23 protein-coding genes are annotated in these 23,841 nt (G+C 70.8%); 11 read left to right on the top strand and 12 right to left on the bottom strand.

The window, feature by feature from the left end; all coding sequences use genetic code 11:
* Positions 1 to 9 precede the first annotated feature (9 nt).
* Complete coding sequence (locus tag ACQBAU_RS17290; RefSeq protein WP_465255454.1) at positions 10 to 1,395, bottom strand: FAD-dependent oxidoreductase; 1,386 nt, start codon at positions 1,393 to 1,395, stop codon at positions 10 to 12.
* A gap of 200 nt (positions 1,396 to 1,595) precedes the next feature.
* Between ACQBAU_RS17290 and ACQBAU_RS17285 the strand changes: the two genes are divergently transcribed.
* The 7 genes from ACQBAU_RS17285 (at position 1,596) to ACQBAU_RS17255 (ending at position 9,089) form a co-directional block, all read left to right on the top strand.
* Positions 1,596 to 2,678, top strand: a complete 1,083-nt coding sequence (locus ACQBAU_RS17285) for a Gfo/Idh/MocA family protein (protein ID WP_465255455.1) — start codon at positions 1,596 to 1,598, stop codon at positions 2,676 to 2,678.
* A 22-nt stretch (positions 2,679 to 2,700) separates the two neighbouring features.
* On the top strand, positions 2,701 to 3,339 hold the full coding sequence (locus ACQBAU_RS17280) for a DNA-3-methyladenine glycosylase (RefSeq protein ID WP_465255456.1): 639 nt from the start codon (positions 2,701 to 2,703) through the stop codon (positions 3,337 to 3,339).
* A gap of 192 nt (positions 3,340 to 3,531) precedes the next feature.
* Positions 3,532 to 4,161 (top strand): TetR/AcrR family transcriptional regulator, encoded by a 630-nt coding sequence (locus ACQBAU_RS17275; RefSeq protein ID WP_465255457.1) that lies wholly within the window; start codon positions 3,532 to 3,534, stop codon positions 4,159 to 4,161.
* A 39-nt stretch (positions 4,162 to 4,200) separates the two neighbouring features.
* Positions 4,201 to 5,442 (top strand): alanine racemase, encoded by a 1,242-nt coding sequence (locus ACQBAU_RS17270; protein WP_465255458.1) that lies wholly within the window; start codon positions 4,201 to 4,203, stop codon positions 5,440 to 5,442.
* Complete coding sequence (locus tag ACQBAU_RS17265; protein ID WP_465255459.1) at positions 5,439 to 6,824, top strand: D-arabinono-1,4-lactone oxidase; 1,386 nt, start codon at positions 5,439 to 5,441, stop codon at positions 6,822 to 6,824. The genes ACQBAU_RS17270 and ACQBAU_RS17265 overlap by 4 nt, the downstream gene beginning before the upstream one ends.
* Before the next feature lie 144 nt (positions 6,825 to 6,968).
* Entirely contained in the window at positions 6,969 to 8,012 is a 1,044-nt protein-coding gene (locus ACQBAU_RS17260) for a VldE C-terminal domain-containing protein (RefSeq protein WP_434549615.1), read from the top strand.
* A 3-nt stretch (positions 8,013 to 8,015) separates the two neighbouring features.
* Positions 8,016 to 9,089 (top strand): glycoside hydrolase family 3 protein, encoded by a 1,074-nt coding sequence (locus ACQBAU_RS17255; RefSeq protein ID WP_465255460.1) that lies wholly within the window; start codon positions 8,016 to 8,018, stop codon positions 9,087 to 9,089.
* Here ACQBAU_RS17255 and ACQBAU_RS17250 read toward each other — a convergent pair.
* Positions 9,082 to 10,212, bottom strand: coding sequence for a hypothetical protein (locus ACQBAU_RS17250; RefSeq protein WP_465255461.1), 1,131 nt, complete (start codon positions 10,210 to 10,212; stop codon positions 9,082 to 9,084). The two genes, ACQBAU_RS17255 and ACQBAU_RS17250, sit on opposite strands and share 8 nt — an antisense overlap.
* Positions 10,213 to 10,274: 62 nt before the next feature.
* The gene (locus ACQBAU_RS17245; protein WP_434549612.1) at positions 10,275 to 11,003 is read right to left on the bottom strand and encodes a M50 family metallopeptidase; all 729 of its coding nucleotides are present in this window, start codon (positions 11,001 to 11,003) and stop codon (positions 10,275 to 10,277) included.
* A 46-nt stretch (positions 11,004 to 11,049) separates the two neighbouring features.
* Here ACQBAU_RS17245 and pgi point away from each other — a divergent pair, with 46 nt between their 5' ends.
* The gene (pgi, locus tag ACQBAU_RS17240) at positions 11,050 to 12,744 is read left to right on the top strand and encodes a glucose-6-phosphate isomerase (RefSeq protein ID WP_465255462.1); all 1,695 of its coding nucleotides are present in this window, start codon (positions 11,050 to 11,052) and stop codon (positions 12,742 to 12,744) included.
* Here the strand turns inward: pgi and ACQBAU_RS17235 are convergent.
* From ACQBAU_RS17235 to fdhD, 5 genes are all read right to left on the bottom strand, one after another.
* On the bottom strand, positions 12,695 to 13,351 hold the full coding sequence (locus tag ACQBAU_RS17235) for a SanA/YdcF family protein (protein ID WP_434549610.1): 657 nt from the start codon (positions 13,349 to 13,351) through the stop codon (positions 12,695 to 12,697). The two genes, pgi and ACQBAU_RS17235, sit on opposite strands and share 50 nt — an antisense overlap.
* Before the next feature lie 6 nt (positions 13,352 to 13,357).
* On the bottom strand, positions 13,358 to 14,005 hold the full coding sequence (locus tag ACQBAU_RS17230) for a SanA/YdcF family protein (RefSeq protein ID WP_434549609.1): 648 nt from the start codon (positions 14,003 to 14,005) through the stop codon (positions 13,358 to 13,360).
* A 54-nt stretch (positions 14,006 to 14,059) separates the two neighbouring features.
* Positions 14,060 to 14,950 (bottom strand): N-acetylmuramic acid 6-phosphate etherase, encoded by an 891-nt coding sequence (murQ, locus tag ACQBAU_RS17225; RefSeq protein WP_465255463.1) that lies wholly within the window; start codon positions 14,948 to 14,950, stop codon positions 14,060 to 14,062.
* Positions 14,951 to 15,026: 76 nt separating this feature from the next.
* Positions 15,027 to 15,845: a pseudouridine synthase gene (locus ACQBAU_RS17220; RefSeq protein WP_465255727.1), complete on the bottom strand. Its 819-nt coding sequence runs from the start codon at positions 15,843 to 15,845 to the stop codon at positions 15,027 to 15,029.
* Positions 15,846 to 15,945: 100 nt separating this feature from the next.
* Positions 15,946 to 16,800: a formate dehydrogenase accessory sulfurtransferase FdhD gene (gene fdhD / locus ACQBAU_RS17215; RefSeq protein ID WP_434549607.1), complete on the bottom strand. Its 855-nt coding sequence runs from the start codon at positions 16,798 to 16,800 to the stop codon at positions 15,946 to 15,948.
* A 39-nt stretch (positions 16,801 to 16,839) separates the two neighbouring features.
* Here fdhD and mobA point away from each other — a divergent pair, with 39 nt between their 5' ends.
* Positions 16,840 to 17,403, top strand: a complete 564-nt coding sequence (mobA, locus tag ACQBAU_RS17210; RefSeq protein WP_465255464.1) for a molybdenum cofactor guanylyltransferase — start codon at positions 16,840 to 16,842, stop codon at positions 17,401 to 17,403.
* Here mobA and ACQBAU_RS17205 read toward each other — a convergent pair.
* The 4 genes from ACQBAU_RS17205 to ACQBAU_RS17190 are packed head-to-tail and all read right to left on the bottom strand — an operon-like array spanning position 17,339 to position 22,507.
* A complete protein-coding gene (locus tag ACQBAU_RS17205) occupies positions 17,339 to 17,557 on the bottom strand; it encodes a formate dehydrogenase subunit delta (protein ID WP_465255728.1) in 219 nt (72 codons plus the stop codon). The two genes, mobA and ACQBAU_RS17205, sit on opposite strands and share 65 nt — an antisense overlap.
* Before the next feature lie 38 nt (positions 17,558 to 17,595).
* Positions 17,596 to 20,493, bottom strand: a complete 2,898-nt coding sequence (fdhF, locus tag ACQBAU_RS17200) for a formate dehydrogenase subunit alpha (RefSeq protein ID WP_465255465.1) — start codon at positions 20,491 to 20,493, stop codon at positions 17,596 to 17,598.
* A complete protein-coding gene (locus ACQBAU_RS17195; RefSeq protein WP_434549603.1) occupies positions 20,490 to 22,061 on the bottom strand; it encodes an NADH-ubiquinone oxidoreductase-F iron-sulfur binding region domain-containing protein in 1,572 nt (523 codons plus the stop codon). The genes fdhF and ACQBAU_RS17195 overlap by 4 nt, the downstream gene beginning before the upstream one ends.
* 2 nt (positions 22,062 to 22,063) lie before the next feature.
* Complete coding sequence (locus tag ACQBAU_RS17190; protein WP_434549602.1) at positions 22,064 to 22,507, bottom strand: NAD(P)H-dependent oxidoreductase subunit E; 444 nt, start codon at positions 22,505 to 22,507, stop codon at positions 22,064 to 22,066.
* Positions 22,508 to 22,576: 69 nt separating this feature from the next.
* On the opposite strand from ACQBAU_RS17190, the gene ACQBAU_RS17185 reads away from it, so the two are divergent.
* Together ACQBAU_RS17185 and ACQBAU_RS17180 are read left to right on the top strand one after the other, a co-directional pair.
* A complete protein-coding gene (locus tag ACQBAU_RS17185) occupies positions 22,577 to 23,449 on the top strand; it encodes an aldo/keto reductase (RefSeq protein WP_434549601.1) in 873 nt (290 codons plus the stop codon).
* Positions 23,450 to 23,517: 68 nt separating this feature from the next.
* Positions 23,518 to 23,838: a putative quinol monooxygenase gene (locus tag ACQBAU_RS17180; RefSeq protein WP_434549600.1), complete on the top strand. Its 321-nt coding sequence runs from the start codon at positions 23,518 to 23,520 to the stop codon at positions 23,836 to 23,838.
* Positions 23,839 to 23,841 lie beyond the last annotated feature (3 nt).

The raw sequence follows: 23,841 nt of genomic DNA, 5'->3' as shown, positions 1-23,841 counted from the left end.
GGTCGGGCGTCAGTGGGTGCCGTTGAGGACGGCGCCGAGTTCGGTGAGCCCGGCGCGGAGCTCGGTGACCGGCAGGTCACGGACATCGCCGAGGCCGCGTTCGGCGATCAGCGCACCGGCCAGGCCGACGGCTTGGCCCATGCCGACGCACGACCCCATCACCCGGGCCGAACCGTTCGCGCCACGCTCGCTCGACAGGCAACGACCGGCGACCAGGACGTTCGACAGTTGCTTCGGCAGCAAGGTGCCCCAGCCGATGTCGTACGAACCGCCGTCGGCCACCGGGATCCGGAGCTGGTCGGTTCCGGCCCCATGGATGTCGACGTGGTGGGAGCCCTTTGCGACCCCGTCGTCGAGCTTGCGGCCCTCGATCACGTCGGCGTCGGCCAGCCGGGCCTCGCCGATGATCCGCCGGGTCTCGCGGATGCCTGGCCGGGGTGCGATCGCTGAGATCTCGGCCTGGCCGTACCCGGGGAGGTGGGAGCGACAGAAGTTCAGCCCGGTCCGGACCTGGCCCATGAGCTCCGGCCACGCGGCGTTGACCTGCGCGGTGTCGGTGGCGTCGACGCCGGCGATCCGCGTCGTGTTCAGTCCGACCTCACCACGCGAAACGCTGGTGGGCCAGGTGAACACGAACGTGCACGGGTACATCTCGCCGCTGTCGATGGCCGACTTGAGCAGAGGCCCGTCACAGCTGAGCGCCACGTGCGGCAACCCGATCTCGTACGACCGCTTGGCTGCTTCGGCGGGGGTGAGCCCGATGATCGGGTTCTCCGCCAGCAGGAACTCCTCGGGGTGGTCGCGCACGAAGCTCATGTAGGCGCCGAAGTCGACACCGCTGAGCCGGTAGACGAGGCTGATCGGCTGCAACAGGCCGGAGGCGTCGCTCTTCTCGGTCGGCCCGCCCGCCTTGGCGACCACGTCGGCGTCACCGGAGGCATCGATCACGACCGGGGCGGTCAGCTGGGTCCGGCCACTGCGCGACACCGTCTCCAGGCCGGTCACCCGGCCGGCGCCATCGGTGTCGACGGTCTCCACGATGTGCTGCAGCCGCAGCGTCACACCGTGCTCACCCAGCGCGTCGATGATGATCAACTTGAACAGCTCGGGATCGACGCAGACTGCGTACATGGTGCGCCAGTCGAACACCGGGCCGATCAGGCCACCCACCGCGTCGAGCCGGTCGAACAGCTCGCGCAGGACACCACCCTGGATCCACTCGCCGCGCGGGTTGACCACACTGTCGAGGGGCAACCCGCACACCAGTTCGCCACCCGGGAAGGGTGCGGCGTCCACCAACGCCACCCGTGCCCCCGACTTCGCCGCCGTCAGGGCCGCCACCGTGCCCGAGGCGCCGGCACCCACCACCACCACGTCATACTGTTCAGTCCGCATGAGGCAGGATCGTATACCATCGGCCCCGAGTTGACTTGTCGAAGGTCAGAAATCTCTCCCCTGACAGGACGAGGCACCCGGCTCGGCGCACTGTCAGCGACCCGGCCGGATCGAATACGAAGCGGCTGCACGGTGGAATGCGCGGGCGTCCTGGGCGAGGCCGGTCCCGGTCGGCAGGTGGCGAGCGGCAGAATGCGAACATGGATGCTGCTCCGCTGACCGTCGGATTCCTCGGTACCGGATTCATGACCCAGGTGCACAGTCGTGGCGCCCGGCTCGCCGGCGCCCGGATCGCCGGGGTGGTGGGTTCGTCCCCGGAGAAGGGTGCGGCCGCAGCCCGCGAGCTGCGGCTCGGTCGCGGGTACGACTCGGTGGACGAGTTGGTCGCTGATCCCGAGCTTGACCTGGTGCACGTGTGCACGCCCAATGCGCTGCACGCCGAACAGGCCCGGGCCGTGCTGGCCGCCGGGAAGCACGTCATCTGTGAGAAGCCACTCGGCCTCACCGGCGACGAGGCGGCCGGCCTGTTGGCCGCGGCCGGCGACAAGGTGACCGGCGTCCCCTTCGTCTACCGGTTCCATCCGCTGGTGCGGGAGGCCCGGGCTCGGGTCAGTGCCGGCGAGATCGGCTCGCTGCTGCACCTCAATGCGGTGTACCTGCAGGACTGGATGCTCGACTCCGCCAACCACAACTGGCGCACCAGCGGAGACGCCGGCGGTCCGTCGCGCGCCTTCGCCGACATCGGCTCCCACCTGTGCGACCTGGTCGAGTTCGTCACCGGCGATCGGATCGCCCGGGTCTGTGCCGCGAAGTCCACCGTGTACGCCCAGCGCGGCGGCCACACCGTCGACAACGAGGACGCCGGGGCGCTCCTGGTCACCACCACCGGCGGTGCCATCGGCACCCTGCTGGTGTCGCAGGTCGCACCCGGTCGCAAGAACGGCCTGGTCATCGAGATCGCCGGCTCGGTGGAGTCGATCCGGTTCGACCAGGAGCAGCCCGAGACCATCTGGCTGGGCCGCGCGGCCGGCTCGGTGCTGCTGCCCCGAGACCCGGACCAGCTCGGCCCGGACGCCAGCAGGCTGTCGATCATCCCGGCGGGGCACCCCCAGGGCTACCAGGACGCCTTCAACGCGTTCATCGCCGACACCTACGCGGCGGTGGCCGGTGAGACCCCGGACGGGTTGCCGACCTTCGCCGACGGGGTCCGGGCCGCCCGCCTGACCGACGCGTTCCTGGCTGCCACCGAGCAGGCCGGCTGGGTCGACGTGGCGGACTCCTGATCATGATGGACCCGCGGTGATCATGGTCCTTCCTGTCAGCCTGGTGACCGCGAGCACGCCCGACTGGTGGGCCCGCGCCCTGGACGTTGCTCCCGCACTCGTGGGTGCGGTGATCAGCCACGGGCCGGTGTCGATCATGCTCACCGAGGTCGAGGCGTACGAGGGGGTCGACGACCCGGCATCCCATGCGTGGCGGGGACCGACGCCTCGGACCCAGGTCATGTTCGGCCCGCCACAACACCTGTACGTCTACCTCTCCCACGGCATCCACCACGCGATGAACCTCGTCTGTGGACCCGAGGGGACGGCGTCGGCGGTGCTGTTGCGGGCCGGCCGGGTGGTGGCCGGCGAACCGGTCGCCCGCGACCGCCGGCCAGGCGTCGACCATGATCGACTTGCCCGGGGCCCCGGCTGCCTGACCCGCGCCCTCGGTGTCGACCGGGCGCACGACGGCATGGGGTTCGTGTCCCTTCGACAAGCTCAGGGGGCGGATGGACAAGCTCAGGTCGCGCCGGCTGTCGACGTGCCGGTGTCCACCGGCCCACGCGTCGGGGTGAGCCGTGCGGCGGACCGACCATGGCGTTTCTGGTGGTCCAACGACACCACGGTGTCGACATATCGACGCGCCCAGCCCGCTGGTGGCCGCAGAATCTCGTCCTGAATCTCAAAGTGGTTATGAACCCTTGACTTGGTCAGTTGACCCAGTTAGTTTTCTCGACAGTGCGGCGGACGTAGTTCGGGGGAACTTCCGCGTCACGACGGGTACGGCTCCATCCTGCGGAGGAGGGAGGACGGAGCCGTGTACCGTCGGGCACGCGGAATCGACGACCACCACGCTGATGGAGGATTTCCCTTGCCCAGGTTGAAGGTCGAGGACCGTCGCGCTGCGCTCATCGAGGCAGCCATCACGGTCATCGGAGAGCGCGGGACTGCCGCGGCGACCACACGAGGCATCGTCGCCGAGGCGGGGATGTCGCTGGGCAGCTTCCACTACGCCTTCGCCTCCCGCGACGCGCTGTTCGCGGCCTGTTTCGAGTCGGTGGCCGAATCCGAACGTGACGCGTTCGAGCAGTTCACCATCGCCGCCGACGACTTCCGGGACTATGCGCGCCAGACCTTCGACCTCTACATCGACCTGTTGGTGAGGCACACCGATCTGCAGTTGGCGCTGTACGAGCTCACGCTCTACGCCTCGCGCCACCCCGAACTCCGGTCCCTACCGGGGGAGTATCGACGCCACACCCGTGAGTTGATCACCGAGCTCGTCATCCGGGGCATGGCGCAGTACGGCATCGACGACGACGCCCTGGTGGCCGAACTGGTGAACCTGGCGCTCACGATCACCGACGGGATGACCATCGGCTACGTCCGGGAACGTGACGAGGGCGCGCTGCGGCGCGCCTCCGCCTTCGCCTCGGCCGCGATCGACGCCCTGCTGACGAGCTCGGCCGGCATCGGCGGCCAGGCGGCGGTCTCGTCATGATCAACCGGAGGAACCCGTGATCACCCGGGGTCGTCGCCCATGATCACCCTGCTGCCCGGCACCGACGCCGAGCCGGCGGCGCGTCAGTGGCCCCGGCTCGGTCGGGTCACCGCCGGCCTGCCGGCCCCGCTGGCTGCCCTCGACCTCGCCGCACTGGGTCACAACGCCGGCCTGCTCACCACCCTGGCCGCGGGAACGAGGTTGCGACTGGTCACCAAGTCGGTGCGCTGTCGCGAGTTGATCAAGGCGATCGATCGGCTGGACGGGTGGCACGGTGTGATGGCCAGCAGCCTGGCCGAGGCGATCTGGCTGGTCCGGACCGGCACCAGCTCCGACGTCCTGGTCGGCTACCCCACCGTCGACCGACGGGCCATCGCCGAACTCGTCGCCGACGAGGAGTTGGCGAGCAGGATCGCGATCTCGGTCGACGGCCCCGAACACCTCGACCTGATCGATGCGGTGACGACCCCGGGACGCCGGGCTGACGTACGGATCTGCCTCGACCTCGACGTCGGCCTGACGATCGGTCGATGGCGGTTCGGTGCCCACCGGTCCGCCGTGGCGACCGCCGCCGACGCCGAGTCGCTGGCCCGTGCCGTCAGCTCGCGGCCCGGCTTCCGGCTCGTCGGGGTGCTGGCGTACGAGGCCCAACTCGCCGGCGTCCCGGACCGCGGCAACGGGACGTTCGGCGACGTCGTCGTCGAGTCGGTGCTGCGGCAGCTGAAACAACGCTCACGGCGCGACCTGCGGTCCCGCCGGGCGGAGATGGTGGCTGCGGTGGGCCGGGTGGTCGAACTCGAGTTCGTCAACGGTGGCGGCACCGGCAGCCTGACCACCACGGTCGGCGACCCGAGCATCACCGAGGTCGGCCTCGGCTCCGGGCTCTTCGGTCCCCACCTGTTCGACCGCTACGACGACATCACCCCGGCACCGGCGGTCGGGTTCGCGCTCGACGTCACCCGGCAGCACGCGGCCGACGTCATCGTCTGCCACGGTGGCGGCTGGGTCGCCTCCGGGCCGCCCCGGTCCGACCGGGCGCCGCAGCCGGTCCATCCCACCGGCCTCCGGTTCGTGCCGGGCGAGGGGCCCGGCGAGACCCAGACCCCGTTGCGTCTGCGGTCCGCAGCCGACACGATGGTCGGCGTGGGGGACCGGGTGTGGTTCCGGCACGCCAAGTCCGGCGAGCTGTCCGACCGGGTCACCCAGTTGGCGGTGGTCCGGGGCGAGGAGTTGGTGGCCCAGGTGCCCACCTACCGTGGCGAAGGAAAGGCATTCTGGTGAGCGATCGCTCCACGCCCGAGCGAAGGGTCGGCGACTCCAGTCTCGGCAGGTCCGCCGAACCGGCCGGACAGGGGCGGCTCTGGCACAACTGGCCCGGGAACCACAGCTGGCGCCCACGGACGGTGTTGGAGCCGGCCACCGGGGTCGCGTTGCGCCATGCGGTCGGCGACGCCGTACGGACCGGGCGCCGGATCAAGCCGGTCGGTGAACGGCACAGCCTCAACGACATCGCCGCCGCCGACGACATCCTGCTGCAGCTGCGCGGCTGGACCGGCATGGTCGCCCACGACGCCGGGCGGCGACAGGTCACCGTACGGTCGGGCACCCGGTTGTGGCAGCTGCCGCCGATCCTCGAACCGCTCGGCCTGGCGATGCCGAACCTCGGTGACATCGACCGGCAGTCGATCGCCGGCGCCATCGCGACCGGCACCCACGGTACCGGGCTGCAGCTCGCCGGGCTGGCCTCCCAGGTCGTCGGGTTGACCATGATCGACGGGCGCGGCGAGGAACTCACCATCACCGAGGACGACCCCGACCTGCTCAACGCCTGTCGGATCGGCCTCGGCGCACTGGGCGTGGTGACCGAGGTGACCCTGCAGTGCGTTCCCGCGTTCGACCTGCACGTGGTGGAGCGTCGTGAGGCACTCGACGACGTGCTCGGCGACTGGGAGGCCCGGCTCGCCGGTGCCGACCACTTCGAATTCTTCTGGTTCCCCGCCACCGACGAGGTGATCACCAGCAGCCGGGACCGGGTCGACCGGGACGTCGAGGTCCGGTCGCCGCGGACCAGCCGGATCGGCGACCTGCTGCGCGCCGAGGTGCTCGACAACGCTGCGCTGGCAGTGATGTGTGAGGTCGGCCGGTTCGCGCCCGATGCCGTACCCGTGCTCAACCGGATCGCCACCGCGGCGTGGACGCTGCGTGACCGGACCGACCGGTCCGACCTGGTGTTGACCAGCACCCGCCGGGTCAAGTTCCAGGAGATGGAGTACGCCTTCGCCGTGGCCGACGTGCCGCAGGTGCTGACCGACCTGCGGGTCAGGCTCGCCCGTGACGGGGTGAAGGTCACCTTCCCGATCGAGGTGCGGGCCGCGGCCGCCGACGACGCCTGGCTCTCCACGGCCCACGGCCGGCCGACCGGGTACGTCGCGGTGCACCAGTACGCCCGACAGGACGCCGAGGACTACTTCACCGGTTGCGCCGAGGTGTTCGACGCCCACGACGGGCGGCCGCACTGGGGCAAGCACCACGCCCTGACGGCCGACGAGCTGGCCCCGAAGTACCCGCGGATGGCCGACTTCCTCGCCCTCCGGGACCGCCACGACCCGGATCGGTTGTTCACCAACGACCACCTTGATCGGGTCCTCGGCCACCGGCCCTGACCAGGGCCCGACGACCCCTTCCCTGAGCCGGGAACTGGCCTTCCCTGAGCCGAGGACTGGCCAACCGGCGGTTCGCCACCTAGAGTGTCGACGGGTTTATAACGAATAGGTCTCGGGAGGGGCCGCCTCTGGGGAGGGGTTTGAGTGGGGTACAAGGCGCGGCGTGCACGTCGCACGACACTGACCGAGCGACTGTCGCCGTACGGCCGGAAGCTGGCACCCGGGCTCGTCGCGATGGCACTGGTGACCGGTGCCGCCGTGGCCACGATGCCGCACGACGGCTCGGCCACCGGACCGGCCGCGACACAGGCCGTACCCGCTGCGAGCGCCAGCCAGCCCGGTGCCAACCAGCACCGTGAGGAGCGCGCCAACCGGAGTGCCGAGCGCACCACACCGCCGACCCCGACCCCGACGCCGGAGGACCAGCAGGCCCTCCTGGAACGTCAGGCGCAGCAGCACGGATCGATCTCGGCCGGCGGCAGCCTCGAGCGGCAGCTCGTCAGCAAGGGCAAGCGGTGGGCGACCGCCGACCTCAAGCTCCGGGTGGCGCCCCGGGAGGGCGCGGCCTCGAAGGGCCTGCTGGCGACGGGGACCCGGATCGACGTCACCGGGATCACCGACAACGGGTTCGCCGAGGTCATCCACGAAGGTGTGGCGCGTTGGGTGACCGCCTCGTACCTGTCGGAGTCCAACCCGGCGACCCGGACGCCCAGTTCGAGCTCGTCCTCGTCGGGTGGCAGCTCATCGGGTGGCAGCTCGTCGGGCGGCTCCTCCTCGTCCGGCGAGTCGAGCAGTGGGTCCGAGGGCTCCGGGTCGTCGGGCAGCACGGCCCCCTGTCCGAGCGGGTCGTCGGTGGAGCAGGGCCTGGTCGCGAACGCGATCAAGGTGCACCGTGACGTGTGTCACCGCTGGCCGCAGCTGACCTCGTACGGCGGGGTGCGGGCCGACTCCATGCCCGAGCACCCGAGTGGTCGTGCGCTGGACATCATGATCAGCAACAACGCCACCGGCTGGGAGGTCGCCCGTTACCTGCGTGCCAACGCGGGACGGCTCGGCATCTCGCAGGTGATCTTCGACCAGCAGATCTGGACCGTGCAGCGGTCGGGCGAGGGTTGGCGGATGATGGAGGACCGGGGCGGCGCCACGGCCAACCACCGCGATCACGTCCACGTGACCGTCTACGGCTGAGTCTTGCTCGACACCGCACTCGACCTGCAGGCCCCGGGCTCCGACGACCTCGACACCCATGCCCTGGTCGGGCAGGTGTTGTGCCCGGCGGTCGGCCATCCGAGTGCGTTCGGCGTCGATCCGGGTGCGACGATCGCGACCGACGACTTCACCGCCCACGTCGACGAACTCTCCGACCAGGTGGCCGAGTTCGGGGTCGGCGCGGTGTGCTGGTTCCCGAGCCGACCCGCCGGTGACGGGCCCCGTCGGGTGACCGAGCTGGTGCAACGGCTGCAGGCCGTTGCGGCGGTCCCGCTGCTCGTCGGTACCGATCAGGAGGGTGGTCGGGTCGCGCGGATGCGCGACGGCTTCTTCGTCGCCCCGGCCGCGCGCGAGTACGCCGCCGACCGCGGCCGGATCCGGGCCGACGCCACGCGGACCGGGACCGAGCTGGCCGAGGTCGGGGTCAACACCGTCTTCGCGCCCATCGCCGACGTCGACTCCAACCCGCAGAACCCGGTGATCGGTGCCCGCTCGTACGGCTCGGACCCGGATCAGGTCGCCGGCTGTGTCGTCGCCGCGATCGAGGGGTTCGAGGCGGCCGGGATCGCCTGCTGTGTCAAGCACTTCCCGGGCCACGGCGACACCACGGTCGACTCCCACCTGGCGTTGCCGGTCATCGACGTGACCCCACAGCGCTGGGCGGAGGTCGAGGCCGTCCCGTTCCGGGCCGCGGTTGCCGCCGACGTCCCGATGATCATGACCGGGCACCTGCGGGTGCCGGCCCTGGCCGTGGAGCCGGCCACGTTCTCGAGGGCCTTGTTGACCGACCTGTTGCGTGACCGGTGGGGCTACCGCGGCGTCGTGGTCTCGGACTCCCTGCTGATGACCGGAGCGAGGCAGGGTCGGACCGACGACGAGCTGGTGGTGGACGCGTTCAACGCCGGGGTCGACCTGCTGCTGCTGCCGCCCTCACTGTCGGCGGCCCACGCAGCCCTGGTGCGGGCCGTCGAGGACGGCCGGATCAGCCCGACCCGGCTCCGCGAGGCGGCCGACCGGGTGTTGGCGCTGAAGCGCCGGATCGGCCTGATCAGCTGACGGATGCGGACCACGTCGGGCCCTGCCGGCGCGCTGCCGGGTCGTGCCATGGGCCGTCGGGCAACGGTACGGAGGCGGGCGGCAACGGTGCGGCAGCGGGTCGTGACCAGGCGATCACCTCGAGTGCGACCAACCACAACAGGACACACGCGACCGTGATTACGTTCGCGCCGCCGGCGGTGGTGGGGAACGTGTCGCCGAGCGACATCCCGATGCCGAAGGCGTGCATCCCGGTCAACGTGAGCCCGGCCAGCACCCCGAGCGCCAGCAGCCGGATTGCGTCGCGGGTGGTGGGCGAGAACCAGCGGGTCGCCACGAGCGCGACCAGCAGTGGCGCACCGGCCAGGCACGCCCCGATTCCGACCGCGCCGGCGTGGGTGGTGTACGCCTCACCGACGGCCTGCATCTGCCGCCACAGCTCGGCCAACGGGACTCCCGGCACCATGAGCCGCGGGCCGAGCACCGTGCTGCCCAGCACGCCGAAGCCGAGGACGCCGGACCCGAGCGCGGTGCCGATCATGATGGCCCGGCGTCGGCCCGGCGGGTCGGGCGGGTGGACCACCCGCGGCAGCACCGTGCCCGCGGCCTCGGCGAGCCCGAGCCCGACCGTGCCGCAGCCGACGGCGGCCAGGGCGAGCCACGCGCCACCCGGCCGGAGCGTGGCGACGAGCACGACTCCGGTGGCCCCGAGCAGGAGTGCGACGACGACCAGGCCCACCGCGGTCCGGGAGGCGCCACCGAGCCAGCGCGCGGCCAGCTGGAGCTGCAGGGTGCCGATGGCAGCGTGACCGAGCATCACCAGCCCGGCCCCCGACGCCAGCGGCCAGCTCGCCGAGAAGCCGAACAGGACGACCAGCCACACCGCCGCCAGCACGATGTTGACGGCCCCGACCCGCAGCCGCCGGGTGGCCTGCACGGTGCCGTGGGCGGGGCTGGGGACCGACATCCGGTCGGCCAGCAACGCCGTACGGAGGGCGCGGCCGGTGACGGTGGCCCGGGAGGTGCCGTCGGCCGGACCGTGGTCGAGGGCGTACAACCACTCGGTTCGATGGCGGTCCCGCACCGCCCATGGCAGCGATGCCGCGGCGAACTCGACGACCGTCGTGGTCAACGACCTCCTCATGGTCAGAGCCTACCCAGCCGTGCGGAACCACCGCCGCGCGCGGTACGGGGCAGCCGCGCCCGTCAGCGCAGTCCGAGGGCGGTCAGGGCCTCGGTCACCGGCAGCAGCAGGAAGGCCCCGACCCCGACCGCGACGACGGTGAACGTGACGAAGCCGAACAGCCACACCCCTGTCGGGATCCGGGTGAGGCGTCGCAGCTGGGCCACGTCGGAGCCGCGTTCGGGGTGACGGGCCACCTCGACGACGGGTCGGGGCGCCGACCACAGCAGCAGCCAGCACACCCCGTACGCGATCCATGACTGCCAGGTCGGGCTGAGGAACCAACTGACCAGCACCACCGCGGTACCGACGACCAGGATCACCAGGATGCCGTAGAAGTTGCGCATCATCAGCAACATCAGGCCGAGCAGCCCGACGGCCAGCCACAACATGCCGACCGCGTAGCCGGCGTTCAGCAGCAGCGCGGCGCCGAGGCCGGTGATCGCCGGTGCCGGGTAGCCCGCGAGCAGGGTGGCGACCATGCCGGGGCCCGACGGTGCGCCCTTGGAGATCGTCACCCCGGAGGTGTCGCGGTTGAGCTTGATGCCGGTGAGCCGGCGGCCGGTCAGCAGACCCACCAGCGCGTGTCCGCCCTCGTGGGTGATGGTGGCCAGCATCCGGACCGCCGGCCACGCCGGCGAGGCCACGATCACCAACGCCACCACCGCAATGCCGGCGATGACGTACGGCTCGGGGGCGGGCTGCGGTGTGGTGGCGCGCCGCCACACCTCAGCCAGCAGTTCGGTCAGCACGCGGCCAGACTAGGGTGAGGCACAACTGCGCAGAGAGGTGTGTCCGATGTCGAGTCCGGTCGATCCCACCAAGACCCAGGCCTGGCCAAGGCTGGCCGACCTGTTCGAGAACTTCGATCCCGACCTGCGGGCCTGGTTCGCCGACGACCCGGAGCGGGCGGCGACGTTCACGCTGACCGCCGGCGACCTGCACGTCGACCTCAGCAAGAACCTGGTCACCGCCGAGGTCCGTGACGCGCTGCTCGAGCTGGCCGAACAGACCGGGGTGCTCGCCCGCCGGGACGCGATGCTGGCCGGCGAACACATCAACGTCACCGAGGACCGGGCCGTACTGCACACCGCGCTGCGCCGCCCGGTCAGTGATCAACTCGTGGTCGACGGGCAGGACGTCGTGGCCGACGTGCACGCCGAGTTGACCAAGGTGTACGCCTTCGCCGATCGGGTCCGCTCCGGCGACTGGGTCGGGGTGACCGGCAAGGCGATCACGACGGTGGTCAACATCGGCATCGGCGGAAGTGATCTTGGTCCGGTGATGGCGTACGAGGCGTTGCGGCCGTACGGCGACGCCGGCCCCGAGTGCCGGTTCATCTCCAACATCGACCCGACCGACGCCGCGACGACGCTGACCGGGCTGGACCCCGAGACGACGCTGTTCATCGTCGCGTCCAAGACCTTCACCACCCTCGAAACGCTCACCAACGCACGGTTGTGCCGGTCCTGGCTGCTCGACGGGCTGCGGCAGGTCGATGCGCTCGCACCCGACGACACCGCGGACAGGGCAGCGGTCGCCAAGCACTTCGTCGCGGTCTCCACCGCCTTGGACAAGGTCGCCGACTTCGGCATCGACCCGGCCAACGCCTTCGGTTTCTGGGACTGGGTGGGGGGCCGGTACTCGGTCGACTCGGCCATCGGCACCTCGCTCGTCCTGGCGATCGGGCCGGAGAACTTCGCCGACTTCCTGGCCGGATTCCACGCCGTCGACGAGCACTTCGCCAAGGCCGCACCGGCGGAGAACGTACCGCTGCTGATGGGGTTGTTGAACGTCTGGTACGTCAACTTCTTCGGCGCCGAGACGCACGCGGTGCTGCCGTACGCGCAGTACCTGCACCGGTTCCCCGCCTACCTGCAGCAGTTGACCATGGAGTCCAACGGCAAGAGTGTGCGGTGGGACGGGTCGGAGGTGACCAGCGACACCGGTGAGGTGTTCTGGGGTGAGCCCGGCACCAACGGGCAGCACGCCTTCTACCAGCTGATCCATCAGGGCACCCGCTTGATCCCGGCCGACTTCATCGCCGTCGCCAACCCGGCACATCCCTTGCAGGACGGGGATGCCGACGTGCATGAACTGTTCCTGGCCAACTTCTTCGCCCAGACCAGGGCGTTGGCGTTCGGCAAGACCGAGGCGGAGGTGCGGGCCGAGGGGACCGACGAGTCGGTCGTCACCGCCCGCGAGTTCAGCGGCAACCGGCCGAGCACGTCGATCATGGCGCCCGAGCTGACCCCGTCGGTGCTCGGTCAGCTGATCGCGTTGTACGAGCACATCACCTTCGTCCAGGGGGCGGTGTGGGGCATCGACTCGTTCGACCAGTGGGGGGTCGAACTCGGCAAGCAGTTGGCCAAGGAGTTGACCCCGGCGGTCGCCGGCGACGAGGTCGCACTCGCCGCCCAGGACTCCTCCACGGTGTCCTTGATCAGTTACTACCGTTCGCGGCGCGACGGATCAGGTCGATCGCCAGCTTGATGTTGGCCGGGTACTCCCGCAGCACACCGTTGTCCCAGACCTCGGAGAACCGGCGGACACTGTCGTCGCCGACCCCGTCCGCGGCCAACCCGATGCTGCGGCAGGCGGCGACCGCGCGGGGCAGGTGATACGACTGGGTCACCACGATCAGCGAGGTGACGCCGTACTCCTGCTGGGCCCGGACGCACGAGTCGAAGGTGTCCAGCCCGGCCGGGTCGGTCGTGATGTCGGCCTCGGCCACCCCACGCTCCATCAGGTAGCTGCGCATGGCCGCCGGTTCGTCGTAGTCGCTCGTCCGGCCGTCGCCGGAGACCAGCACCCGCTGCACGGTGCCGGCCTCGTACAGCTGTACGGCGATGTCGAGTCGGGCGGCGAGGAAGGCCGACGGTTCACCGCTCGGTTCGACGCTGGCCCCGAGCACCAGCGCCACGCCGGCCGGCGGCACCGACGTTGCGTCGTAGGTGTGGCCGAGGGCGCGGGCCTGGACGTACGCCGTCGGGCCGAGGGTGGGCAGCAGCACCAGGGCCAGGACGACCAGCAGGCCGGCCAGTCGCCGGCGCAGGCGACCACGTCGAGGTGACCGGCCTTGCCGGTCGGCGGGAGCCACGGTCGGTCAGCTCCAACGGCCCAGGATCATCGACAACACGGTGTTGTCGGCGGTGGTGGGCCGGTCGCGGGTGAGCAGCTCGCCGACCATCTTGAGGTTGGCGAACACCTCCCGTGCCTCGCCGCGACGCCACCGCGGCAGCCACTGCCGCGCGGAGGTGTCGCCGACGCCGTACGGGGTGAGGCCGAGCAGGCGCGCGGTCGTCAGCGCCCGAGGCAGGTGGTACGTCTGCGAGATCACGGTGACCTCCGACAGCCCGTACACCCCGACCGCGCGGGCCATCGTGGCGAAGGTGTCGTGCCCGGCCGGATCGCAGGCGATGACGGTCTCCGGGATGCCCTGGGCCACCAGCCACCGCTTCATCGCGTCGGGTTCGGCGTTGTGCTCGGGATCGTTGTCACCGGAGACGAGGATGGTGCTGATCCGGCCGCGTCGCCACAGCTCGGCCGCGACCTCCAGTCGGCCCAGCAGGAATCCCGAGGGGCGGCCGTCGGGGTGGACCTGGGCGCCGAGCACGATCCCGACCTCGGTCGTCGGGACGTCGTCGACCCCGTAGGTGCGCGGCGCGGCGAACAGGTGCGTCAGACCCGCCAGGCCGGCGACGCCGATCGCTCCGCCCACCGGCACCGCGGCGGCGAGTTTCAGTCGTGACACGCGTCCAAGACTATGCGCTTTCCGGCTCGCCCACGCTCCCCGAGCCTGTCGAGGTCACCCCTCGGCCAGCGCCGCCCGCAACATCCCGTCGTGCCGGGCGAGCCGCTCGGCCGCCTCATCGGCACCCGCGTCGAGCAGGATCATCGCGATCGCCGTCTTCACCGATCCACCGCAGGCGTCCAGTGCGGTACGGGCGGTGGTGGTGTCGTAGCCGGTCGCGATCGTGACCAGCCGCTCGGAGCGGCGGTGCAGCTTCTCGTTGGTCGCCTGCAGGTCGACCATCAGGTTGCCGTACGTCTTGCCCAACTTGATCATGGTCAGCGTGGTGATGGTGTTGAGCACCAGCTTCTGTGCCGTACCCGACTTCAGCCGGGTGGAGCCGGTCAGCACCTCCGGGCCGACGACCAGCTCGATCGCCACGTCGGCGGCCCGACCGATCGCGGAGTCGGGGTTGCAGCTCACCGCGGCGGTGAAGGCGCCGAGCTCGCGGGCGTGCTCGAGGGCTCCGATCACGTACGGGGTCCGCCCCGAGGCGGCGATCCCGACCACGGAGTCGGCGGCGGTCAGCCCGATCCCGGCCAGGTCGGCGGCCCCGGCGTCGGGGTCGTCCTCGGCGTTCTCGACCGCGTCGGTGAGGGCGCGGCGGCCGCCGGCGATCAGGCCGACCACCCGGTCCGGGCTTTCGCCGAAGGTGGGCGGGATCTCGCTGGCGTCGAGCACCCCCAGACGGCCGGCGGTCCCGGCGCCGATGTAGACGAGTCGGCCACCCGCGCGCATCCGGGCGGAGACCTCGTCGACGACGCGGGCGATCGCGTCGGCCCGGGTCGCCACGGCCGGCGCGACCAGGGCGTCCTGGGCGTTCATCAGCCGGACCTGGTCGGGGGTGGACAGCAGGTCGATGTCGGCGGTGTCGGGATTCACCTGTTCGGTCACGGGGATGCTCACGGGACCCATCTCACCACGGCCGGACCCGGCCATGGTGAGCACGGCTGTTCCCGCCACCGCTCACCACTGCGGTCCCTCACCACGGGAGGGGCAATCGGCTGGTGAACCGGCGTGGCGTGCCGTCGACCGGGTCGGCGAACGCCAGCTCCCGGGCGATCAGCCGCAGCGGGGCGGAGAAGTCGCCGAGTGGGACGTCGAGCAGCTCGGGGTAGAACGGGTCGTTGCGGATCGGGATGCCGAGCGAGTGCAGGTGCAGCCGCAGCTGGTGGGTCTTCCCGGTGTGGGGCACCAGGCGATAGCGGGCGAACTTGCCACGCCGCTCCAGCAGCTCGACGGTCGTCTCCGCATTCGGTTCGGCGCCGGGGACCTCGTAGGCCTGCAGCACGCCACGGTCCTTGACGATGTGACTGCGGACGGTAAGCGGGAACGTCAGGTCGGCACGGTACCCGGCGATCGCCTCGTAGGCCTTGGACACCTGGCGATGCTCGAACATCGACTGGTACGGCGCCCGCCAACGCCGCTCGGTGGTCAACAGCAGCACCCCGCCGGTGAGCCGGTCGAGGCGGTGGGCGACCCCAAGGTCGGGCAGCTCGAGTTGCGCGCGAAGCCGTACGACCACGGACTGTCGGATGTGTTGCCCGCGCGGGATGCTGGACAGGAAGTGGGGCTTGTCGACGACCACGATCCGCTCGTCGCGGTGGAGCACGGTGACCTCGAACGGCACCTCGGTCTCGTCGGGCAGGTCGCGGTGGAACCAGATGAACCGGTTGGCCTCGTACGGTGTCGCCACGTCGATCGGGTCCCCGGCCTCGTCGACGAACCGGCCCTCGGCGAGCATCTGGTCGATCCGTTCGGGGCTCAACTTCGGCAACCGGTGGACCAGGTGGTCACGCAGGGTCGGCCAGGTGGCGGGGCGTACCGGATCACGGTCGGGCGTACGCAACCAGGCGGCGTCGAGGCCGTGCCGACGGGGCAGCGGGGAACGGGGCGGCACCTCACCGCCCGACCGTGGTGCGGACCCGGTCGGCACCGGAGTAGAGGTTCATCCGGCCGTCGCGGACGAACCCGGCCAGCGTGATGCCGAGCTCGTCGGCCAGCTGGACGGCCAGTGAGGAGGGGGCCGAGACCGCCACCACCACAGGGATCTGAGCCATCGCCGCCTTCTGCACCAGCTCGAACGAGATCCGCCCCGACAGCACCAGGACCTGATCCTGGGCGGGCAGTCGCTCGGCGAGCAGGGCGTGGCCGATCACCTTGTCGGCCGCGTTGTGGCGGCCGACGTCCTCGCGGACCACCAGGGTGTCGGCGAGCGGGTCGTACAGGGCGGCCGCGTGCAAGCCCCCGGTGCGGGCGAACACCTGCTGGGCGGCGCGGAGTCGCTCGGGCAGGGTGGCCACCACGTCCGCGTCGACGACCAGGTCGGAGCTGATCGGTCCGGGCAGTTTCGCCTGCAGGGCTTCGATGCTGGCCTGACCGCACACCCCGCACGAACTGGTGGTGGTGAAGTTGCGGATCGCCCCCGGCAGCCGCCCCGTGGCCGCCGGACTCAGCGCGACGTCCATCACGTTGTAGGTGTTGCGCAGTGACCCGTCCTCGGCATCGACGACGGCGCCGTCGCAGTAGCGCGCGGTGGCCACGTCCGACAGCCCGGTCAGCACGCCCTCGGTGTACAGGAAGCCGTGCAGCAACTCGAGGTCGTGGCCCGGAGTGCGCATGGTGAGGGTGATCGCTTCGCCGTTGGCCCGGAGCTCGAGCGGTTCCTCCCCGGCAAGGGCGTCCATGCGTTGGACACGGGAGCCGTCGGCGGTGTCGACGGCCACCAGTCGATGTCGTACGGTGACGCGACCCATGGCGTGCATCCTACGTTGCGGGCCCGTAGCGTGGGACGCGTGCACCGTGCCGCAGCGATCGTCCTCACCGGCGGCTCCTCGAGCCGCTTCGGTGCCCACAAGCCCGCCGCCGACCTGGCCGGCCGACCGCTCGTAGCCCACGTGCTCGACGCGGTGGCCCACCTGCCGACCGTGGTGGTGGGCCGCGCCGACGGGGTGCCGGGCGGGATCACCGTGGTGCAGGAGGACCCGCCCGGTGGCGGCCCGGTCGCCGGGCTGGCCGAAGCCGTACGCCACCTGCCGCCGACCGAGATCGTGGTGGTGCTGGCCGCCGACCTGCCGCTGGTCGATCGGGCCGCGGTCGACCGGCTGGTCGAGAATTCCTCGGATCGACCGGCCGTCTACGTGGATGCCGACGGGTACCCGCAGTGGCTGTGCGCCGCCTGGCCCCTTCCGGTGTTGACCGGTCGGTTTGCCGACATCGGCGACCCGGCCGGAGTGTCGATGAAGCGGCTGGCGAGTGGCGTCGAGCGGAACGACCTGTCCGACCCGTCCGGCATCACGGCTGCGGACGTGGACACCCCGGCGGACCTTGCTCGGCTGCGAGCTGTTCGACCGCACTGACCAGCACCGGATCGGTGAGGTCGCCGGCATGCAGGTGAGCGATGAGGGCCGCCCGCATTCGCGGATCCCAGAACCGCCGCACGTGGGTGCTGATCGCGGCACTCGCCCGGTCGGACGGAAGGTGGGCCTGGGCCCGGGCGATGTCGGTCGCCATCCTGATCTCGGCAGGCACCGCCCGTCGGGCCGCCTCACTCACCGCTGCACCCGTTCCCGATCCCGGTCGCGCCGCCGACGGCCACCGGGCTCCGGCACGGCCGCATGCTCCATGTCGGCCTCGGTGATGGCGTTCGCCACCGCGACCTGCACCGCGGTCACCTTGTACTCCGGGCAGTTGGTGGCCCAGTCGGAGTTCTCGGTGGTGACCACGTTCGCACCGGTCAACGGGTGGTGGAAGGTGGTGTAGACGACGCCGGGCTGCATCCGCTCCGACACCTGTGCGGTCACCACGGTCGAGCCGACCCGACTGGCGAGGTCGACCCGGTCGCCGGTACGGATGCCGCGGACCTCGGCGTCGCTCGGGTGGATCTCCAGCACGTCCTCGGGATGCCACCGGCTGTTGGCGGTACGGCGGGTCTGCGCGCCCACGTTGTACTGGGTGAGGATGCGCCCGGTGGTCAGGATCAGCGGGAACCGTCGGTTCGTCACCTCGGTGGTCGGCACGAACACCGTCGGCACCAGTCGACCCTTGCCGCGCACGAACTGCTCGGCGTGCATGATCGGCGTCCCGGTCGGCGCGGCGTCGTTGACCGGCCACTGCATGCTGCCCTCGGCATCGAGTCGGCGATGCGAGACACCGGCGAAGGTCGGTGTGGTCGCGGCGATCTCGGCCATGATCGACGCCGCATCCGGGTACGACATCTCGTAGCCCATCGCGGTCGCCAGCTCGCAGGTGACCTGCCACTCGTCCCTGCCGACCCGGCTCGGCAGCACCGGCCGGACCCGGTTGAGCCGCCGCTCGGAGTTGGTGAACGTGCCGTCCTTCTCCAGGAACGAGGTGCCGGGCAGGAACACGTGGGCGTACTTCGCGGTCTCGTTGAGGAACAGGTCTTGGACCACCACCAGCTCCATCGCGCTCAGCGCGGCCCGGACGTGGTTGAGGTTGGGGTCGGACTGGGCGATGTCCTCGCCCTGCACGTACAGGCCGCGGAAGCTGCCGCCGATCGAGGCGTCGAACATGTTCGGGATCCGCAACCCGGGCTCGGGATCGAGTCGCACCTGCCACAGGTTTTCGTAGATCGCCCGGACGTCGGCGTTCTCGATGTGGCGGTAGCCGGGCAGTTCGTGCGGGAACGATCCCATGTCGCACGATCCCTGCACGTTGTTCTGTCCGCGCAGCGGGTTGACCCCGACCCCGACGCGTCCGATGTTGCCGGTGATCATGGCCAGGTTCGCCATCCCCATCACCATGGTCGAGCCCTGGCTGTGCTCGGTCACCCCGAGCCCGTAGTAGATCGACGCTGCACCGGCCCTCGCGTACGCGCGCGCGGCCGCACGGACCGCCTGCGGGTCGAGCCCGGTCGCGGCGGCGGTCGCCTCCGGCGAGTTCTCCGCACCGACGATGAACGCGAGGTAGTCGGCGACGTCGGTGCACCGGTCGTCGAGGAACTGTTGATCATGCAGCCCCTCGGTCACGATCGTGTGGGCGAGGGCGTTGATGAAGGCGACGTTGCTGCCCGGGAGCAGCGGCAGGTGCTCGGCCGCCTCGACGTGCGGCGAACGGACCAGATCGATCCGCCGGGGGTCGGCGACGATGATCTGCGCCCCCTGTCGCAGGCGCCGTTTCATCCGGGATCCGAACACCGGATGGGCATCGGTCGGATTCGCGCCGATCAGCAGGATCAGGTCGGTGTGGTCGACCGAGGTGAAGTCCTGGGTGCCGGCCGAGGTGCCGAACGTCTGGTTGAGGCCGTACCCGGTCGGGGAGTGGCACACCCGGGCGCAGGTGTCGATGTTGTTGTTGCCGAAGGCGGCGCGGACCATCTTCTGCACCACGTACACCTCTTCGTTGGTGCACCGCGACGACGAGATCCCGCCGACCGCGCCGACGCCGTGGCGCTGCTGGATCGCCCGGAATCCTTGTGCTGCGGTGGAGATCGCCTCGTCCCACGACACGACCCGCCATTCGTCGGTGATCGACTCACGGACCATCGGCTGCAACTGTCGGTCGGGGTGGTTGGTGTAGCCGTACGCGAACCGGCCCTTCACGCACGAGTGGCCCTCGTTGGCGCCGCCATCCTTGCTGGGCATCATCCGGACCACCCGGGTGTCGTCCCCGCTGCCCTGGACCTCGGCGCGGAACGAGCAGCCGACCCCGCAGTAGGCGCAGGTGGTGTCGACGCTGCGGGTCGGCATCCCCAGCTCGACGATCGACTTCTCGGTGAGCGCGTCGGTCGGGCAGGCCTGCACACATGAGCCGCAGGACACGCACTCGGAGTCGAAGAAGTCGGTCGGGCCGGCGGCGATCCGGGAGTCGAAGCCGCGGCCGGTGACGGTCAGCGCGAAGGTGCCCTGGGTGTCACTGCACGCCCGGACGCAGCGGGAGCAGACGATGCAGGCCTGCGGGTCGTAGTCGAAGTACGGGTTCGAGGTGTCCTTGGCCGCCCCATGATCGACATGGGAGGCGTTGTCGAGGCCGTACCGCACCTCGGCAACCCCCGTCCGTCGGGCGAGGTCCTGGATCTCACAGTTGCCGCGGGCACAACCGGCACAGTCGGCCGGGTGGTCGGTCAGGTATAGCTCCATCACACCCCGGCGGACGTCGCGGACCCGTTCGCTGTCGGTCCGGATCCGTTGGCCGTCACTGCACGGCGTGGTGCAGGACGCCGGCAGGCCCTTGGCCCCGTCGATCTCGACCAGGCACAACCGGCAGGATCCGAACGCGGCAAGCGAATCGGTGGCACACGCCTTCGGGACGTCGATGCCGGCACCGAGGGCGGCCCGCAGCACCGAGGTGCCGGCCGGCACCTCGACCTCGCGACCGTCGATGGTGACGGTCACCGGCGGTCGGTCCGAGGTCGGCGGTGCGGGCGTACCGAGGTCGGGTTCGGGACGGAAGGTGTCGGGGGTCCCCGGCGTGGTGATCGCGGTCATGGTGCGCTCCTTGCGCTGTCGGGGGCCGGCATCGCCGTCTGTTCGAAGTCCTCGGGGAAGTGCTGGACGGCGCTGCGGACCGGCATCGGGGTCAGCCCGCCCATGGCGCACAGCGACCCGTCGGCCATCGTCGTGCACAGGTCGTCGAGCAGTTCGAGGTGCAGTCCGACCCGGTCGCCGGCGATGATCTTGTCGATCGTCTCCACGCCGCGGACCGAACCGACCCGGCACGGGGTGCACTTGCCGCACGACTCCTTGGCGCAGAACTCCATCGCGAACCGCGCCATCTTGGCCATGTCGACGGTGTCGTCGAACACCACGATGCCGCCGTGGCCGATCATCGCGCCGGCCTCGGCGAACGCCTCGTAGTCCATCGGCAGGTCGAACCGGTCAGGCGGCAGGTAGGCCCCCAGTGGCCCGCCGACCTGCACCGTCCGGACCGGGCGGCCCGAGCGGGTGCCGCCGCCGAAGTCGTTGACCAGGGTGTCCAGGGCGATGCCGAAGTCGGTCTCCACGATCCCACCGCGGGCCACGTTCCCGGCGAGTTGGAACACCTGGGTGCCGCGGGACCGGCCACTGCCGAGCCTGGCGTACGCCTCGCCACCGTCGGCCAGGATCATCGGCACGGCGGCGAGCGTGAGCACGTTGTTGATCACCGTCGGTGCGTCCCACAGTCCTGACAGGGCAGGGATCGGGGGCTTGGCACGTACCTCGCCGCGGCGACCCTGCAGGCTCTCCAGCATGGAGGTCTCCTCGCCGCAGATGTAGGCGCCCGCCCCCACCCGGACCTCGAGGTCGAAGGCGAGTCCACTGCCGAGGACGTTCGCGCCGAGGTGGCCGTGGGCGTAGCAGATGTCGATCGCCCGCCGCAGCACCGTGATCACCGCCGGGTACTCCGAACGGCAGTAGATGTAGCCCCGGTCGGCGCCGGTGGCGTGGGCGGCGATAAGCATGCCCTCGATCAGCGTGAACGGGTCACCCTCGCACAGCATCCGGTCGGCGAACGTCCCGGAGTCACCCTCGTCGAGGTTGCACACCACGTACTTCTGTTGTCCGGCAGGCGTCTCGGCGACCGTACGCCACTTGATCCCGGCCGGGAAACCGGCGCCACCGCGACCCCGGAGGCCGGAGGTGACCACCTCCTCGACGACGTCGGCCGGTGCCATGCCCAGCGCCCGCCGCAGACCCGCCCAGCCGCCGTGGGCGGTGTGCTGGGCGAGGTCGGTCGGTTCGATCACCCCGACGCGCGCGAACGAGACCCGGCGCTGTCGGGTGAGCCACGGAAGGTCGTCGACCACGCCCAGGTGTCCCGCCGCCTCCGGTGCGCCGACCAACATGCCCGCCTCGACCAGGCCCTCGACCGCGTCGGCGGTGACGCCTTCGTACCCGATGCGACCCTGCTCGGTGACGACCTCGACCAAGGGTTCCCGCCACAGCATCCCGCGGGACCCGTTGCGGCGGACGTCGACGTCGACCCCGGGGACGTCCAACCGAGCCAGCGCCTCGGCCACCTCGTCGGCACCGACCGCGACCGCCGCGGAGTCGGCGGGAACGTACACGGTGACCATGATCACCACCCCTTCGTCAGGTCGGCCAACCGGTCGTCGGTGAGCCGTCCGTACAACCGGCGGTCGACCATCCCGCTCGGGCCGAGGGCGCAGTTGCCGAAGCAGAACACCTCGGCGACCTCGATGTCGTCCCGACCGGCGAACCGACCGGTGGCCTGGGCGTACAACGACTCGGCCCCGACGGCCTGGCAGGCCTCGGCGCGGCACAGGCTGACGGTGTGCGCGGGCGGCGGTGTCGTACGGAAGTCGTGGTAGAAGGTCACCACCCCGTGCACGTCGGCGACCGACAGGTTGAGGACGTCGGCGATGACGGGGACGTCGGCCGGATCGATGTGGCCGTGCTCGGCCATCACCGCGTGCAGGACGACGAGCAACGGCCCCGGCTCATCGGCATGGCCGACGGCCAGTGCGCGGATCGCCTCGGCCCGCGTGGGCGCCTGGTCCATGGTCCTCCCGTCGGTGGGTGCTCCCATCCTAGGCGAGCAGGCCCGATCGGGGGACGTAGGGTTTCGAGCGTGCAGACAACCGACTACGGCACCACCGGGCTGCGGGTCAGTGTCCTCGGCCTGGGCGCCAGCGAACTCCGCGACGCCGACGCCGCCACCGCAGAATCGGTGCTCAACGCCGCTCTCGACCTCGGCATGACGCTGATCGACACCGCCCACTGCTACGGCGACTCCGAGGAGAAGATCGGACGCCACCTGCGGCACCGGCGTGACGAGTACGTGCTGGCCACCAAGACCGGCCACAAGCTGGACGGAGTGGCCGACTGGACCCCGGAGGCGGTCCGCGGTGGTGTCGAGCAGTCGCTGCGGCTGCTGCGTACCGACCACCTCGACATCGTGCACCTGCACTCCTGCGACCTCGACGTGCTGCAGGCCGAGGTCGTGATCGAGACGCTCGAAGACTTGCGTGACGCCGGCGCGATCGGCCACATCGGCTACTCCGGCGACAACGAACCGTTGGCGTGGGCCGTCCGGTCGGGCCGCTTCACCTCGATCGAGACCAGCCTCAACCTGGCCGACCAGTGGAGCCTGCACCACGTCCTGGGCGAGACGACCGACCGGGGGATCGGGGTGATCGCGAAGCGGCCCATCGCCAACGCGCCGTGGCGCCACGCGACCCGGCCGGGCGGCACGTACGGCGAGGAGTACTGGCACCGGATGCAGGTGCTGGCCTACGAGGTGGAACTCGATCCACTCGAGTTCGCACTCCGGTTCGCTGCCTTCGCGCCGGGGGTGTCGACCGCGATCACCGGTAGCACCAACCCCGACCACCTGACCGCCAACGTGGCGGTGCTGGCGCGTGGACCGTTGCCCGACGACGTCCTGGCCCATGTCGCACGGCGGTGGGCCGAACGGGGCCAGGACTTCACCGGCCTGCGCTGAACCCGGACCGGAAAGACACCCCAGACCGCACCGATCCCGTACACCGACCGGCACCGAAGGAGCCCGAGATGATCCTGATCGTCGTCAAGTTCACCACCAAGCCCGAGCACACCGAGGCGTGGCCCGAGTTGGTCGCCGACTTCACCGCCGCCACCCGCGCCGAGCCGGGCAACCTGTTCTTCGAGTGGTCCCGCAGCTTGGAGGAGCCCGACACCTTCGTGCTGGTGGAGGCGTTCACCGACGAGGGCGCCGAACCGCACGTGGCGAGCGCCCACTTCGCCAAGGCGATGGTGGACATGCGGCCCGCCCTGGCGCGGACGCCGAAGATCATCAGCCGGCAGGTCGACGGCGCCGGCTGGGAGCCGATGGGCGAGCTCGCGATCGACTGACCG

This window comes from Carbonicoccus niuqiaonis (assembly GCF_050157065.1).
Classification (GTDB): domain Bacteria; phylum Actinomycetota; class Actinomycetes; order Propionibacteriales; family Propionibacteriaceae; genus Avipropionibacterium.
This window is presented reverse-complemented; position numbering and strand designations above follow the sequence as displayed.